A 15,028-nucleotide genomic window follows, 5' to 3' on the forward strand; every position below is an offset into this window, starting at 1 on the left:
TGTCAGTTGATGAATTCGTAACTGAGACACCGCTATCGCGAGCAGGCTCACTCCTACAGGGGTTTTACATCGGTCTGCAGATTTGCGTTGTATCAAGCAAACGATAATTCCTCTTATTCAATCCCCCTCGCCCTGTTAGACTTTGCGCCTTTGTTTTCGCCCGTTTGCAGGATGTCTGATGCCGTCGTTGCCGCTTCGCTTGTCCGCACTGTTGCTGGCCCTGGGCCTGAGTGCCTGCGATGACGCCCCGCGCTTTACCGAGGCCGAGCCCGGCGAAGCGCGTTCGGGCGGTGCAGCGACCGTGCGCAAGAGCGATCAGAACGCCTTCTCCCTGCCCTCGGCCAACCTGCCGCCGTCGCGGCGGGTGGATTTCAGTGTCGGCAACAGTTTCTTTCGCAGCCCTTGGGTGATCGCGCCATCGACCACCACTGCGCGCGACGGTCTCGGCCCACTCTTCAACACCAACGCCTGCCAGAACTGCCATATCAAAGACGGTCGCGGTCATCCGCCCGCACCTGATGCAACCAATGCGGTGTCGATGCTGGTGCGCCTGTCGATTCCCGACGCGCCGCCCTATGCCAAGGTCATCGAGCAGCTCGGCGTGGTGCCGGAGCCGGTCTATGGCGGACAGTTCCAGGACATGGCCGTGCCCGGTGTCGCCCCGGAAGGCAAAGTGCGGGTCGACTACACGCCGGTGCCGGTGCGCTTCAAGGATGGCACCGAGGTCGAGCTGCGCAAGCCGACGCTGCAGATCACTCAGCTCGGTTACGGTCCGATGCACCCGGACACACGTTTCTCCGCGCGGGTCGCGCCGCCGATGATCGGCCTGGGCCTGCTCGAAGCCATTACGGAAGAAGCGATCCTTGCCAACGCCGCTGCCCAGGCCAAAGCGAAAAACGGCATCAACGGTCGGCCCAACCGGGTCTGGGATGATCAGTTACAGAAAACCGTCATCGGTCGATTCGGCTGGAAGGCCGGGCAACCGAACCTCAATCAACAGAACGTTCACGCGTTCTCTGGTGACATGGGCCTGACCACCAGCCTGCGGCCGTTCGACGACTGCACCGACGCGCAAACCGCCTGCAAACAGGCGCCGAACGGCAACGGTCCGGACGGCGAACCGGAAGTCAGCGATAACATCCTGCGGCTGGTGCTGTTCTACAGCCGCAACCTGGCGGTCCCGGCGCGCCGTGGCGTCGGCGATCCGCAGGTGCTGGCCGGCAAGAATCTGTTCTTCCAGGCGGGTTGCCAGTCGTGCCATACGCCGAAATACACCACCGCCGCCAATGCCGCCGAACCCGAACTGGCCAACCAGGTGATTCGTCCGTACAGCGATTTGCTGCTGCATGACATGGGTGAAGGTCTGGCCGATCACCGCAGTGAATTCCAGGCCTCCGGCCGCGACTGGCGCACGCCGCCGTTGTGGGGGATCGGCCTGACGCAAGCGGTCAGTGGCCACACGCAATTCTTGCATGACGGTCGCGCCCGCAATCTGCTCGAAGCCGTGCTGTGGCATGGCGGCGAAGCGACGGCGGCGCAGCAACAGGTTTTGTCTTTCAATGCCGAGCAACGCGCTGCGCTGCTGGCGTTTCTGAACTCACTTTAAATTCTGAAAAAGCATCGGGAGCCCGACATGTTCCGTCCCAAGTTACTGTTCACCAGCCTTGCCGCGCTCGCCCTCGGCGCCTGCACGCCGCAGGATCCGCAAGCGGTCACCTCGGCGGCCATCGCCAAATCGGTGATCCTGCCGACCTACACCCGCTGGGTCGAAGCCGACAAGCAACTGGCGGTCAGCGCCCTCGCCTACTGCCAGGGCAAGGAAACCCTGGAAACCGCCCGCGCCGATTTCCTGCATGCGCAGAAAGCCTGGGCCGAGCTGCAACCGCTGCTGATCGGCCCGCTGGCCGAAGGCAACCGTTCGTGGCAGGTGCAGTTCTGGCCGGACAAGAAAAACCTCGTCGGCCGTCAGGTCGAGCAATTGGTCACCGCCCAGCCGCAGATCGATGCCGCCGCCCTGGCCAAATCCAGCGTCGTGGTGCAAGGCCTGTCGGCCTACGAATACATCCTGTTCGATGCCAAGCCTGACGTCGCCAACGAGGCGCAGAAAGCCAAGTACTGCCCGCTGCTGATCGCCATCGGCGAACGTCAGAAGCAACTGGCCGAAGAGATCCTGCAAGGCTGGAACAACACCGACGGCATGCTCGCGCAGATGAGCAAATTCCCTAACCAGCGCTATGCCGACTCCCACGAAGCGATCGCCGATCTGCTGCGCGTACAAGTGACAGCGCTGGACACCTTGAAGAAAAAACTCGGCACGCCGATGGGCCGTCAGAGCAAAGGCGTGCCGCAACCGTTCCAGGCCGATGCGTGGCGCAGCCAGTCGTCGCTGACGGCGCTGGAAGCCAGCCTTGCCGCCGCCAAAACCGTCTGGGAAGGCGTCGACAACAAAGGTCTGCGCGGTCTGTTGCCCGCCGAGCAAAAACCCTTGGCCGACAAGATCGACGCCGCTTATGCCGCGTCGCTGAAGCTGTTCGACAGCACCCAGCGTTCGCTGACTGAAATGCTTCAGGACGACGCCGGTCGCCAGCAGCTCAACGACATTTACGACAGCCTCAACGTCGTCCATCGCCTGCATGAAGGCGAGCTGGCCAAGGCGCTGGGCATCCAACTGGGCTTCAACGCCAACGACGGTGACTGATGAGGGCGAGTGCCATGCTGCGACGTCAGGTGCTGACTTTAGGAAGTGCACTGCTGGGAGCAGTGACGCTGGGCGGCTGGACGCTGTTCAAACGCAAGGATCAGAGCCCGCTGTTGCTGTCGGCGCGCGACGACACCGATGGCAAGCATTACGCGGTCGGCTATCGCCTCGACGGCACGCGGGTGTTCGCCACCCACGTCGGCCAGCGTTGCCACGACATCATCAATCACCCGACGCAGCCGCTGGCGCTGTTCGTCGCACGGCGTCCGGGCACCGAGAGTTACCTGATCGACCTGCGCGACGGCAAGCTGCTGCAAACCGTGACGTCGCAGCCGAACCGGCACTTTTACGGCCACGCCGTGGTGCACAAGGACGGCGAATACCTGTACGCCACTGAAAACGACACGACCGATCCTGGCCGTGGTTTGCTCGGGGTGTACAAGTTCGACGGCGAACGGCTGCTGCACACAGGCGAGATCTCCACCCACGGCCTCGGTCCGCATCAGGTGTCATGGATGCCTGACGGCGAGACGCTGGTGGTGGCCAACGGCGGGATTCGCACCGAGGCGGAGAGCCGCGTCGACATGAACCTCGACGCCATGGAGCCGAGCCTGGTCCTGATGCAACGCGACGGTACGCTGCTGAGCAAGGAAACCCTTGCCCAGCAGATGAACAGCGTGCGCCATCTGGGCATCGCCAAAGACGGCACCATCGTCGCCGGCCAGCAATTCATGGGCCCGTCCCACGAGCGCTCGGAGCTGTTGGCGATCAAGCGGCCAGGGCAACCGTTTGTGGCGTTCCCGGTAGCCGAACACCAGTTGCAGGCGATGGGGCATTACACCGCCAGCGTCGCCGTGCACAGCGAGCTGCGTCTGGTCGCCCTGACCGCTCCGCGCGGCAACCGCTTCTTTATCTGGGATCTGGACAGCGCAGAGGTTCGCCTTGATGCGCCGTTGCCGGATTGCGCTGGCGTCGGTGCGGTGACGGACGGTTTCGTGGTGACCTCGGGACAGGGCCGTTGCCGCTACTACGATTGCCGTCAGGATCAGTTGCTGGCCAAGCCGCTGGAATTGCCGGCGGGGCTCTGGGACAACCATCTTCACTTGATGGCCTAGGCACCACCAATTGTGGCGAGGGAGCTTGTCGAATCGTCGCACCGTCCCGCTGGACTGCGCAGCAGGCCCTGCTTTTGCACAAAAAGAGGAGCCGCTTCGCGTCCCAGCGGGAGCAAGCTCCCTCGCCACAGGGTTCCGGTGTGCAGCACCTGTAACAACTGCCAGTTGGAATCCCCCCTGCACTCGGAGTAATGTGCCCGCCTGTCTCATGATTTATCCAAGGAACTGGACATATGCTGCGTCGCCGCATGCTGATCATGTTGGGTGTTGTTTTGCTGATCGTCCTGGTACTGGGCGGTTACAAGGCCTTTTCGATCTACACGATGATCCAGGGCTTCTCCAAGCCCAAGCCACCGATCAGTGTCGCCGTCGCCAATGCCAGCGAACAGCCGTGGCAGATGCGCTTGCCCACCGTCGGCACGCTCAAGGCGTTGCAAGGCGTGGAGCTGAGTCTGGAAGTCGCCGGCACCGTCACCGAGCTCAAATTCGAATCCGGACAGAAGGTCAAGGCCGGGCAACCGTTGCTGCAACTCGACAGCGCCGTCGAAACCGCTCTGCTGGAAACCGCCCGGGCTGACCTCGGGCTGGCGCAACTGGATTTCGCGCGGGGCAGCCAACTGGTCGACAGCCGCGCCATCTCCAAGGGCGAATACGACCGTCTCTCCGCCGTGCTGCAAAAGAACAAGGCCACGGTCAATCAGCTCAACGCCTCACTGGCGAAAAAACGCATCCTCGCGCCCTTCAGCGGCACCATCGGCATCCGTCAGGTCGACGTCGGCGACTACCTCGCCAGCGGTACCCGAATTGCCACGTTGCAGGATTTGAGCAGCCTCTACGCCGACTTTTACGTGCCCGAACAATCGGTGCCGAAACTCGCCGTCGGCCAACCCGTACAGATCAGCGTCGCCGCGTACCCCGGGCAGAACTTCGCTGGCAAGATCAGCGCGATCAACCCGATCGTCGAAAGCACCACGCGCAACATTCTGGTCCGCGCCACCCTGGCCAACCCCGACGGCAAACTGCTGCCGGGCATGTTCGCCAGCCTCCAGGTGCTGCTGCCGGATCAGCAGCAACACATCGTGGTGCCGGAAAGCGCAATCACTTACACGCTCTACGGCAACTCGGTCTACGTGGTCGCACAGAAGAAGGCCGAGGACGGCAGCGTCGAAAAAGACGACAAGGGCCAACCGGTGCTGATCGCCGAACGGCGCTTCATCGAAACCGGTGAACGCCGTGATGGCCTGGTGTTGATCAACAAGGGCGTGCAGAACGGCGAGCAGGTAGTGACGGCCGGCCAGATCAAACTGGACAACGGCGCGCGTATTGCCATCAGCGCCGACAAGACCCTCGGCGAGCAGAACAGTCCGCCCCGCGCCGACTGATCAAGGAATCCCCATGGCTTTTACCGATCCGTTCATCCGCCGCCCGGTGCTGGCCACCGTGGTCAGCCTGCTGATTGTGCTGCTGGGCTTCCAGGCCTGGAGCAAGCTGCCGCTGCGCCAATATCCACAAATGGAAAACGCCCTGATCACCGTGACCACGGCGTACCCCGGGGCCAACGCGGAAACCATTCAGGGCTATATCACCCAGCCGATGCAGCAGAGCCTGGCGAGCGCCGAAGGCATTGACTACATGACCTCGGTCAGCCGGCAGAACTTCTCGACGATCTCGATCTACGCACGCATCGGTGCCAACACTGACCGCTTGTTTACCGAGTTGCTGGCCAAGGCCAACGAGGTCAAGAACAAGCTGCCCCAGGACGCCGAAGATCCGGTGCTGAGCAAAGAGTCCGCCGACGCCTCGGCGCTGATGTACATCAGCTTCTTCAGCAAGGATTTGAGCAACCCGCAGATCACCGACTACCTGTCCCGGGTGATCCAGCCGAAACTGGCAACCCTGCCGGGCATGGCCGAAGCGGAAATTCTCGGCAACCAGGTGTTCGCCATGCGCCTGTGGCTTGACCCGGTGAAACTCGCCGGCTTCGGCCTCAGCGCCGCCGACGTGACCGCTGCGGTGCGCCAGTACAACTTCCTCTCCGCTGCCGGCGAAGTGAAAGGTGAATACACCGTCACCAGCATCAACGCCAACACCGAACTGAAATCCGCCGAAGCCTTTGCGGCGATTCCGCTCAAGGTCGATGGCGACAGCCGCGTGCTGCTCAGCGATGTTGCGCGGGTGGAAATGGGCGCGGAAAACTACGACACGATCAGTTCGTTCGGCGGCACGCCCTCGGTGTACATCGGCATCAAGGCCACGCCGGGTGCCAACCCGCTGGACGTGATCAAGGAAGTGCGCAAGCTGATGCCCGAGCTGGAGGCACAGCTGCCGCCAAACCTCAAAAGCGAAATCGCCTACGACGCCACGCTGTTTATTCAGGCGTCCATCGACGAGGTGGTGAAAACCCTGTTCGAAGCAGTGCTGATCGTTATCGTCGTGGTGTTCCTGTTCCTCGGGGCGTTGCGCTCGGTGGTGATCCCGGTGGTGACCATTCCATTGTCGATGATCGGCGTGATGTTCTTCATGCAGATGATGGGGTACTCGATGAACCTGCTGACGCTGCTGGCGATGGTGTTGGCCATCGGTCTGGTGGTGGATGATGCGATTGTCGTGGTGGAAAACATCCATCGGCACATCGAAGAAGGCAAGACGCCGTTCGATGCTGCGCTGGAAGGCGCCCGGGAAATAGCCATGCCCGTGGTATCGATGACCATCACCCTGGCGGCGGTGTACGCGCCGATCGGTTTCCTCACCGGACTGACCGGGGCGCTGTTCAAGGAGTTCGCGCTGACCCTGGCCGGCGCGGTGGTGATTTCCGGCATCGTCGCCCTGACGCTGTCGCCGATGATGTGCGCCTACTTGCTGCGCCACGAAGAAAACCCCAGCGGCCTGGCCCATCGCCTGGACCGCATCTTCGACGGCCTCAAGCGCCGCTATCAAAGCATGCTCCACGGCACGCTCAACACCCGCCCGGTGGTGCTGGTGTTCGCGCTGATCGTGTTGTGCCTGATCCCGGTGTTCCTCAAGTTCACCAAGTCGGAACTGGCGCCGGACGAAGACCAGGGCATCATTTTCATGATGGCCAGCGCGCCGCAGCCGACCAACCTTGAGTACCTGAGCGCCTACACCGACGAATTCATTACCATCTTCAAAGCGTTTCCCGAGTACTACTCCTCGTTCCAGATCAACGGCTACAACGGCGTGCAGGCCGGGATCGGCGGTTTCCTGCTCAAGCCATGGAACGAGCGCAGCCGCACACAGATGGGAATTCTTCCCGAGGTGCAGAGCAAACTGGAAGGCATTTCCGGCTTGCAGATCTTCGGTTTCAACCTGCCCTCCCTGCCCGGGACCGGTGAAGGCTTGCCGTTCGAATTCGTCGTCAATACCGCCAACGACTATGAGCTGCTGCTGCAAGTCGCCGACCGGATCAAGAAACGCGCCATGGAATCGGGCAAATTCGCTTTCGTCGACCTCGACCTGGCCTTTGACAAACCGGAAGTGGTAGTCGATATCGACCGCGCCAAGGCCGCGCAGATGGGTGTGTCGATGCTCGACCTCGGCGGCACGCTGGCGACATTGCTCGGTGAGGCGGAAATCAACCGTTTCACCATCGACGGGCGCAGCTACAAGGTGATCGCGCAGGTCGAGCGAGCCTACCGCGACAATCCGGAATGGCTGAACAATTACTACGTGAAAAATACCAAGGGCGAGTTACTGCCACTGTCGACCCTGATCAAGGTCAGCGACCGTGCGCGGCCGCGCCAGCTCAATCAGTTCCAGCAGCTCAACGCGGCGAAGATTTCCGGCTTCCCGCTGGTGAGCATGGGCGAAGCCATCGACACTGTGCTGCAGATCGCCAGGGAAGAAGCGCCGGCCGGGTTTGCCTTCGACTATGGCGGCGCCTCGCGACAGTACGTGCAGGAAGGCAGCGCCTTGTGGGTGACTTTCACCCTGGCGCTGGCGATCATTTTTCTGGTGCTGGCGGCGCAGTTCGAAAGCTTCCGCGATCCTTTGGTGATATTGGTCACCGTGCCGCTGTCGATTTGCGGCGCGCTGATTCCGCTGTTCCTCGGCTGGTCGAGCATGAACATCTACACCCAGGTCGGGTTGGTGACGCTGATTGGCCTGATCAGCAAACACGGCATTCTGATCGTCGAGTTCGCCAACCAGTTGCGCAAGGACAAGGGCCTGACGGCGCGAGAGGCGGTGGAAGAAGCCGCAGCGATTCGCTTGCGCCCGGTGCTCATGACCACAGCGGCGATGGTGTTCGGCATGGTGCCGCTGATTCTGGCGACCGGGGCGGGTGCGGTCAGCCGCTTTGATATCGGCATGGTGATTGCCACGGGGATGTCGATCGGTACGCTGTTTACGCTGTTTGTCTTACCGTGCGTCTATACGTTCCTGGCGAAACCGGATCCCAAATAACACCTGTGTCCCCCTGTGGGAGCGAGCAAGCCCGCTCCCACAGGGGATTGATCCTTCCCACGCTCTGCGTGGGAACGCCTCAAGGGACGCTCCGCGTTCCAATGGGACGCAGAGCGTCCCGGGCTGCGTTCCCACGCGCAGCGTGGGAACGATCAAGATCGCAGCCTTCGGCAGCTCCTACAGATCCATAAAAAAGGCCTCGCATTTGCGAGGCCTTTTAGGTGGGCTTCGATCGTTTCAACTGGCTGGCCTCATCCCTTGCGACAGACCAAACATGAACAACAGCAGATCATGATCTGGCTGGGTTGCCACGGAGGCCTTCGCCACCCGTGGTACCGCGCAGTGAGCGTCTGTTTCAGACGCGCCGATGACCTGCATGCGCGGCTGCTCCCAGGCCGCCACCGCCAGAGAAGCAACTGCCAAGGCCCCTACCAGGAACATACCTCGTGCAATTTCGAGTTTCATCGCTATAAACCTTTGAAAGCGCTGCCAAACGCCGTCTCATAAAAATAGACGAGTTTTTTCCAGTCGGCTTCGCGGAACGACGAATGGCGCCGCAATTGCTTCATGTCATGCTGCGCTGCGCGATAGGCGGTCAGACGCTGACGGCATTTTTCCAGATCGATCAATGCCACTTCGACCTTGGCCGCTTCGCCTTCACCGGTCACCCGGACAAATACGTGCTTGATGTAAATGCAGCTGTGTTGCCAGCGGCCCTTGTGCATGCGTGCCAGATTCTCGGCCAGATCCTTGAGCACCCGCTCAAAGATTCCGTCGCCACACTGATCGCGACCGCCAGCAGCGGCCAGCCAGTGCTCCAGCTCCTGGAAACCGTCGAGGGACCTGGTCACCAGCAACGCGCGCCATTTGTGCTGCGGATCAGGCTGTGCACCACAAAACACGATCTCGGGGACGCGCACGCCCAGCTTGCTGACGCCGGTCAGCGCATCCAGTTCACGCAATACGGTCGGACGGCCGAACGGGTGCAGCCAACTGCGGTAGATGTGCCCCGTCTGGCGCTTGGCGTACAGCAGTTGGCCGTCACGCCCGACCACGCGTTGCACACCACTTTCGCCACCGCGCCGCACGTTGGGTTCTTCAACCCATTCGCCACGCTGGTTCCAGTAGTAATCGAAACGATCCTGTGCTGCGACATCCGCTTCAACCGCTGCTTGCACTGCCATCCTCTACCTCTTGCGTAATACGTAAACCCGCCACATCGCATAGAGCGGAATAAAGTCCAGTTGTTCCTGAATGCGGAAACCGGCCTGTTCAAATTCTTTTTCGATCGTCGCCGCCGGAATCAGAAAACGATTCTGGTAGTCGCGATTCGGGCGATCCAGCTCGGCGCGCTTGCGCTTCCAGGCTTTGAAATTGCCGTCGACCCACAAGGAAACAATCACACTGTCGCGAGTTACCCGTTCGAACTCGCGCAGGATCACCTGACGGTGCTCGGACTCACCGATATGGTGCAGCAAACGCATGCAGAAAATGCTGTCGACCGCGTTATCCGGCAGGGCGATATCAAACGCCGAGGTGTGCAACGGCTGAACCCGCTTTACCACATCGGCCGGTTGCCCTTGCAACGCCGTTTTGATCATCGATTCGGAGTTGTCCGCGCCGATGATCACCCGGTTGGGTTTTTCTGCCAGCAGCGGCCAGAACCGCCCGGCACCGCAGGGCAGATCCAGCACCAGGCCAGGGTCACCCGCAAGCGCCAGGGCCTTGCGTGCCAATTGCTCATCGCGCCAGTGGGACAGACGACGGCCCAGACTTTCCTTGTGCTTGCGCAGGTATCGCTGTGCGTGCTGGTCGTCGTACTTTTCGGAAAAATCGAGCTTGATCGGGTCGGCCATCATCTGGACTCCTGAATGTCTGATGACGCCACCTTAATCAGTGGCGTGTCAGCGTCAGGTCATCCAATTGTGAAAAAAATGTAAGGTAAACCGACAAATTATTACAACGTTATACAGGATTTAGACAGGTGGGCGGGAGTAGCCTGAAGCGACTATTTGCGTCCATTCCCGCCAAGATCTACCTCGAATCGGCAGCCATTGGGCTCCATCGTGCTGAGACTCACGGTCCAGCCCTGGTTTTCGCAGATGCGCTGCACCAGCGACAGGCCAAGCCCCAGGCCCTCGCCGCGTTTTTCGCTGCCGCGCACGAACGGTTCGAACATCGCCTCGCGCTTTTCTTCAGGGATGCCAACGCCGGAATCCTCGACGATAAAGCCGTTGGCAGTGAGCGTCAGGCGAATGAAACCCTGTTCGGTGTAATGCAGCGCGTTGCGCAGCAGGTTGCCCATGACCGCGTTGAGCAACGTCGCGTTGTAACGGCTATCCGCTGGGTTGCCCGGCTCGAACATCAATGTCAGGCCCTTGCGTTCGATCGGCTCACGCCACAGGCAGAGCAAGCTTTGCGCCACCTGCGTGAGGTTTTGCTGCGGTGCCGCGCCAGGTTCTTCGTTCTGCGCGCGGGCCAGCATCAGAAAGGTTTGCACCAGCTCGCGCATCTCTTCACTGGCTCGAGCAATGCGCTCCACCTGAGCCCGACCGCGCTGGTCGATACCCGGATTTTCCAGCAGCAGTTCGCACGAGCTGGCCAACACCATCAACGGCGTGCGTAACTCATGGCTGACGTCGCTGGTGAACAGGCGCTCACGCGTCAATGCCTGACGCAAGCGCCCCAACGTGGCATCGAACGCTACTGCCAACTCACCGACCTCGTCAGCCGCGTAATCCGGCGCCAAGGGTGGCGCCAGCCCGAGCAACTGGTCGCGATGGCGGACCTGGCGCGCCAGGCGCACCACCGGCGCCATCACCTTGCGCGCGAGTACCCAGCCGAGAAACACCGCCAGTGCCAGGCTGAGCACGAAACCCACCAGGACGACGGCGAACAGCACGCGCTCGCGCTCTTCGAAATCGCTTTGATCCTGCAGCAGCACGTAACGACGGCCATCAACAATCTCGACCATTGCGTGATAGGACAGTTGCTCGCGAAAGACTTCGTGGAAACCCGAATCCAGATGACGCAGGTCCTTGGGCAGCTCGAAATCACCGGGGCCGCCACTGAAATAGAACAACTGATCCGGCTCGGGCCGATGGCTCCAGTCCGAGACGTTGTCCATCAACAGCAGGCGTTGGAGGTCACCGCCCAAGCCTGCCGAGATCAGTTTTTCTTCGACCAGGTGCACCGTCGCGACGATGCCCATGGCGAAGGCCCCCGCCACCAGCGCGCTCATCAGCGCAAAGGCAATGATGATCCGCTGGGAAAGACTTTGCCTGAACTCCATCAGGCATCGGCCAAGCGGTAACCGACTCCGTGCACGGTGTGCAGCAGCGGCTTGGCAAACGGTTTGTCGATCACTTGGCGCAACTGATGGACATGGCTGCGCAGGCTGTCGCTGTCCGGGCAATCATCGCCCCACAAGGCCTCTTCGAGAATTTCCCGGCGCAAGACGTGCGGACTTTTCTGCATCAACACCGCCAACAATTTGAGGCCAACCGGGTTGAGTTTCAGCAGCTTGCCGTCGCGGGTCACTTCCAGGGTGTCGAGGTCGTAGCTCAGGTCACCGACCTGCAAGGCACGCCGTCCGCCGCCCTGGGCGCGGCGCATCACGGCTTCGACACGCGCGGCGAGCTCCGACAGGGCGAAGGGCTTGATCAGGTAATCGTCGGCTCCGGACTTGAATCCCTGCAAACGGTCATCCAGCTGATCGCGGGCGGTGAGCATGATCACCGGGGTGTCGCGCCGGGCGTCTTCACGCAGACGCTTGCACAGGGTGTAGCCATCGATACCGGGCAGCATGATGTCGAGCACGATCAGGTCGTAATGCTCAGTGGCCGCCAGATGCAGGCCCGACAGGCCGTCTTGTGCGCAGTCGACGGTATAGCCTTTGAGGCCCAGATAATCGGCCAGATTGGCCAGGATGTCGCGGTTGTCTTCAACCAGCAGAATACGCATGGGTACCTCCTCCGAACGGGGTAGCGGCCGTCTTGGCCCGCGCAGCTTACGGCCAAGTGTGGCCCAGAGCTAGGCATGTGTCGGGTTGTTTCGCGAGAAAGATGCTGATTGCGGCACGCAACGCTTTTTTCACTTTCGGTTAACGATTCGCCGACGCCGAGGGCGGCAGACTCCGCGCGGTTGCGCACTTAGAACACACTGACCGACCCAGGAAAAACCCCATGGTAACGACCTCTGCCCGCCCCATTTCCAGGCCTTTGAATTTGTGGCTGTGCCTGGGCATTCCCATCGCCGCGGCGATCATGCTGGTGTTGCTGGAACTGACCGATCTGGATATGACCTTGGCGCGCCTGTTCTACGACCCGGTTGCCGGTGATTTTATCGGACGCCATAGCTACTTCCTCGAAGACATCCTGCATGACCGGGCCAAACAGGTGGTGATCGCGTTCTCGGTGTTTGCCATCCTTGGCTTCGTCGGCACTTTTTTCCTCGACCGGCTCAAGCCGTTCAAGCGCGAACTGGGTTGCCTGGTGCTGTCGCTCGGTTTGGCCACCTCGTTCGTGACGCCCGTCAAAGCGGTGACCGCGGTGCAATGCCCGTGGAGCCTGGAGCAATTCGGCGGCCATGAAACCTACAGCAAACTGATGGAACATCGTCCGGCCACCGACAAGCCGGGACGGTGCTGGCCCGGCGGTCATGCGGCGACCGGGTTCACACTGTTTGCGCTGTTTTTCGTGCTGCGCGACCGTCGTCCAAGACTGGCTCGGCAGGCGTTCGTGTTTGCCTTTGCGCTGGGTTCGGTGTTCTCGATCAGCCGCATGGTGCAGGGCGCGCACTTCTTTTCGCACAACGTGTGGACGGCAATTTTCTGCTGGCTGATTTGTCTGGGGGCGTATTACTGGGTGCTTTATCGTCCGGCGAGCAAGGCTGCGACGGTAATGAATCCACACCCGATCAACGCCTGAAACACGCATTCAATGTAGGAGTGAGCTTGCTCGCGATAGCGGTGTGTCAGTACTGACTATTTGAATGACACACCGCTATCGCGAGCAAGCTCACTCCTACAGGGGATCGGTGTGAAGCTGAAATCTGGGCAATAAAAAACCCCGCCTGCTCGCGCAGGCGGGGTTTTGCGTTACAGGGCCAGGGCTGGCTTACATCATGCCGCCCATGCCACCCATGCCCATGTCTGGCATACCGCCGCCAGCCGAGCCTTCTTTCTTCGGTGCTTCAGCGATCGCCGCTTCAGTGGTCAGGATCAGACCGCCGATGGAGGATGCTGCCTGCAGCGCCGAACGAGTCACCTTGGTTGGGTCCAGGATGCCCAGTTCGATCATGTCGCCGTATTCGCCGGAAGCGGCGTTGTAACCGTAGTTACCTTTGCCGTTCTTCACTTCGTTGACGACAACACTTGGCTCGTCACCGGAGTTGGCAGCGATCTGACGCAGCGGCGCTTCAACAGCGCGACGCAGCACCGCGATGCCGACGTTCTGGTCAGCATTGTCGCCGGTCAGACCGGTCAAGGCTTCCAGAGCACGGATCAGCGCAACGCCACCGCCAGGCACCACGCCTTCTTCAACGGCTGCACGGGTTGCGTGCAGGGCGTCTTCAACGCGGGCTTTCTTCTCTTTCATTTCAACTTCGGAACCGGCGCCAACCTTGATCACTGCAACGCCGCCGGACAGCTTGGCCAGACGCTCTTGCAGTTTTTCACGGTCGTAGTCCGAGGAAGTTTCGGCAACCTGGGCGCGGATCTGAGCGATACGGCCTTCGATGTCTGCCTGCACGCCAGCACCGTCAACGATGATGGTGTTTTCCTTGGAGATGGTCACGCGCTTGGCGCTACCCAGGTTTTCCAGGGTGGCGCTTTCGAGGCTCAGGCCGATCTCTTCGGAGATCACGGTACCGCCGGTCAGAACAGCGATGTCCTGCAGCATGGCCTTGCGACGGTCGCCGAAGCCTGGAGCCTTGACGGCCGCGACTTTGACGATGCCACGCATGTTGTTCACAACCAGCGTCGCCAAGGCTTCGCCTTCAACGTCTTCGGAAACGATCAGCAGCGGACGGCCGGCTTTGGCAACGGCTTCCAGTACTGGCAGCATTTCACGGATGTTGGAGATTTTTTTGTCGACCAGCAGGATCAGCGGGCTGTCCAGCTCGGCAACCATGGTGTCTGGCTTGTTGACGAAGTACGGCGACAGGTAGCCACGGTCGAACTGCATGCCTTCTACAACCGACAGTTCGTTTTCCAGGCCCGAGCCTTCTTCAACGGTGATCACGCCTTCTTTGCCGACTTTTTCCATGGCTTCGGCAATGATGTCGCCGATGGAGCTGTCGGAGTTGGCAGAGATGGTGCCTACCTGAGCAATAGCCTTGGTGTCAGCGCATGGCTTGGACAGTTTTTTCAGCTCGGCAACGATGGCGATGGTTGCCTTGTCGATGCCGCGCTTCAGATCCATTGGGTTCATGCCGGCAGCGACGGCCTTGTAGCCCTCGTTGACGATTGCCTGAGCCAGAACGGTAGCGGTGGTGGTGCCGTCGCCTGCGTCATCGTTGGCACGGGAGGCAACGTCTTTGACCAGCTGCGCGCCCATGTTCTCGAAACGGTCTTCCAGTTCGATTTCTTTTGCTACGGAAACGCCATCCTTGGTGATGGTCGGAGCGCCGAAGCTTTTCTCGATGATCACGTTACGGCCTTTCGGGCCCAGGGTCGCTTTTACCGCGTCAGCCAGAACGTTGACGCCTTTGAGCATCTTGGAGCGGGCGGAATCGCCGAATTTAACTTCTTTAGCAGCCATGATCGATATTCCTTAAATACTTTGTAGTAACG

At 60.8% G+C, this 15,028-nt stretch carries 12 protein-coding genes; 6 read left to right on the forward strand and 6 right to left on the reverse strand.

The genetic code is table 11. From position 1 onward, the window contains the following. Window positions 1–178: 178 nt before the first annotated feature. From HU743_RS05480 to HU743_RS05500, 5 genes are all read left to right on the forward strand, one after another. Window positions 179–1,606 carry a di-heme oxidoredictase family protein gene (locus tag HU743_RS05480; protein WP_186647456.1) on the forward strand — a complete coding sequence of 476 codons (1,428 nt, stop codon included), beginning with the start codon at window positions 179–181 and terminating at the stop codon, window positions 1,604–1,606. Between the two features lie 27 nt (window positions 1,607–1,633). Continuing rightward, window positions 1,634–2,698, forward strand: coding sequence for an imelysin family protein (locus HU743_RS05485; RefSeq protein WP_186647458.1), 1,065 nt, complete (start codon window positions 1,634–1,636; stop codon window positions 2,696–2,698). A 14-nt stretch (window positions 2,699–2,712) separates the two neighbouring features. Continuing rightward, on the forward strand, window positions 2,713–3,813 hold the full coding sequence (locus tag HU743_RS05490; RefSeq protein WP_186647460.1) for a DUF1513 domain-containing protein: 1,101 nt from the start codon (window positions 2,713–2,715) through the stop codon (window positions 3,811–3,813). 233 nt (window positions 3,814–4,046) lie between these two features. Continuing rightward, on the forward strand, window positions 4,047–5,195 hold the full coding sequence (locus HU743_RS05495) for an efflux RND transporter periplasmic adaptor subunit (protein WP_186647462.1): 1,149 nt from the start codon (window positions 4,047–4,049) through the stop codon (window positions 5,193–5,195). A gap of 13 nt (window positions 5,196–5,208) precedes the next feature. Continuing rightward, complete coding sequence (locus HU743_RS05500; protein WP_186647464.1) at window positions 5,209–8,235, forward strand: multidrug efflux RND transporter permease subunit; 3,027 nt, start codon at window positions 5,209–5,211, stop codon at window positions 8,233–8,235. 237 nt (window positions 8,236–8,472) lie between these two features. Here HU743_RS05500 and HU743_RS05505 read toward each other — a convergent pair whose 3' ends face one another. The 5 genes from HU743_RS05505 to colR all read right to left on the reverse strand — a co-directional run bounded on the left by HU743_RS05505 (window position 8,473) and on the right by colR (window position 12,198). Then, entirely contained in the window at window positions 8,473–8,700 is a 228-nt protein-coding gene (locus HU743_RS05505) for a hypothetical protein (protein WP_186633814.1), read from the reverse strand. 2 nt (window positions 8,701–8,702) lie between these two features. Further along, window positions 8,703–9,419 carry a lipopolysaccharide kinase InaA family protein gene (locus HU743_RS05510; RefSeq protein ID WP_186647466.1) on the reverse strand — a complete coding sequence of 239 codons (717 nt, stop codon included), beginning with the start codon at window positions 9,417–9,419 and terminating at the stop codon, window positions 8,703–8,705. 3 nt (window positions 9,420–9,422) lie between these two features. Further along, on the reverse strand, window positions 9,423–10,091 hold the full coding sequence (locus tag HU743_RS05515) for a class I SAM-dependent methyltransferase (RefSeq protein ID WP_186550071.1): 669 nt from the start codon (window positions 10,089–10,091) through the stop codon (window positions 9,423–9,425). Window positions 10,092–10,243: 152 nt separating this feature from the next. Beyond that, a complete protein-coding gene (locus HU743_RS05520) occupies window positions 10,244–11,527 on the reverse strand; it encodes a HAMP domain-containing sensor histidine kinase (RefSeq protein ID WP_186550069.1) in 1,284 nt (427 codons plus the stop codon). Next, the gene (colR, locus tag HU743_RS05525) at window positions 11,527–12,198 is read right to left on the reverse strand and encodes a two-component system response regulator ColR (RefSeq protein ID WP_186622274.1); all 672 of its coding nucleotides are present in this window, start codon (window positions 12,196–12,198) and stop codon (window positions 11,527–11,529) included. The genes HU743_RS05520 and colR overlap by 1 nt, the downstream gene beginning before the upstream one ends. 221 nt (window positions 12,199–12,419) lie before the next feature. Between colR and HU743_RS05530 the strand changes: the two genes are divergently transcribed. Beyond that, entirely contained in the window at window positions 12,420–13,163 is a 744-nt protein-coding gene (locus HU743_RS05530; protein WP_186647468.1) for a phosphatase PAP2 family protein, read from the forward strand. A 189-nt stretch (window positions 13,164–13,352) separates the two neighbouring features. Here the strand turns inward: HU743_RS05530 and groL are convergent, their stop codons facing one another. Then, entirely contained in the window at window positions 13,353–14,996 is a 1,644-nt protein-coding gene (groL, locus tag HU743_RS05535) for a chaperonin GroEL (protein WP_186647470.1), read from the reverse strand. Between the last annotated feature and the right edge of the window lie 32 nt (window positions 14,997–15,028).

It is taken from the genome of Pseudomonas sp. SWRI99 (genome assembly GCF_014270125.1).
Classification (GTDB): domain Bacteria; phylum Pseudomonadota; class Gammaproteobacteria; order Pseudomonadales; family Pseudomonadaceae; genus Aquipseudomonas; species Aquipseudomonas hamedanensis.

Excerpts from the sequence above, each read along its gene's own strand:
- groL (WP_186647470.1), bottom strand. The coding sequence starts at position 14,996 with ATGGCTGCTAAAGAAGTTAAATTCGGCGATTCCGCCCGCTCCAAGATG.
- HU743_RS05500 (WP_186647464.1), top strand. The coding sequence starts at position 5,209 with ATGGCTTTTACCGATCCGTTCATCCGCCGCCCGGTGCTGGCCACCGTG.
- HU743_RS05505 (WP_186633814.1), bottom strand. The coding sequence starts at position 8,700 with ATGAAACTCGAAATTGCACGAGGTATGTTCCTGGTAGGGGCCTTGGCA.
- HU743_RS05495 (WP_186647462.1), top strand. The coding sequence starts at position 4,047 with ATGCTGCGTCGCCGCATGCTGATCATGTTGGGTGTTGTTTTGCTGATC.
- HU743_RS05510 (WP_186647466.1), bottom strand. The coding sequence starts at position 9,419 with ATGGCAGTGCAAGCAGCGGTTGAAGCGGATGTCGCAGCACAGGATCGT.
- HU743_RS05490 (WP_186647460.1), top strand. The coding sequence starts at position 2,713 with ATGCTGCGACGTCAGGTGCTGACTTTAGGAAGTGCACTGCTGGGAGCA.
- HU743_RS05480 (WP_186647456.1), top strand. The coding sequence starts at position 179 with ATGCCGTCGTTGCCGCTTCGCTTGTCCGCACTGTTGCTGGCCCTGGGC.
- colR (WP_186622274.1), bottom strand. The coding sequence starts at position 12,198 with ATGCGTATTCTGCTGGTTGAAGACAACCGCGACATCCTGGCCAATCTG.
- HU743_RS05515 (WP_186550071.1), bottom strand. The coding sequence starts at position 10,091 with ATGGCCGACCCGATCAAGCTCGATTTTTCCGAAAAGTACGACGACCAG.
- HU743_RS05520 (WP_186550069.1), bottom strand. The coding sequence starts at position 11,527 with ATGGAGTTCAGGCAAAGTCTTTCCCAGCGGATCATCATTGCCTTTGCG.
- HU743_RS05530 (WP_186647468.1), top strand. The coding sequence starts at position 12,420 with ATGGTAACGACCTCTGCCCGCCCCATTTCCAGGCCTTTGAATTTGTGG.
- HU743_RS05485 (WP_186647458.1), top strand. The coding sequence starts at position 1,634 with ATGTTCCGTCCCAAGTTACTGTTCACCAGCCTTGCCGCGCTCGCCCTC.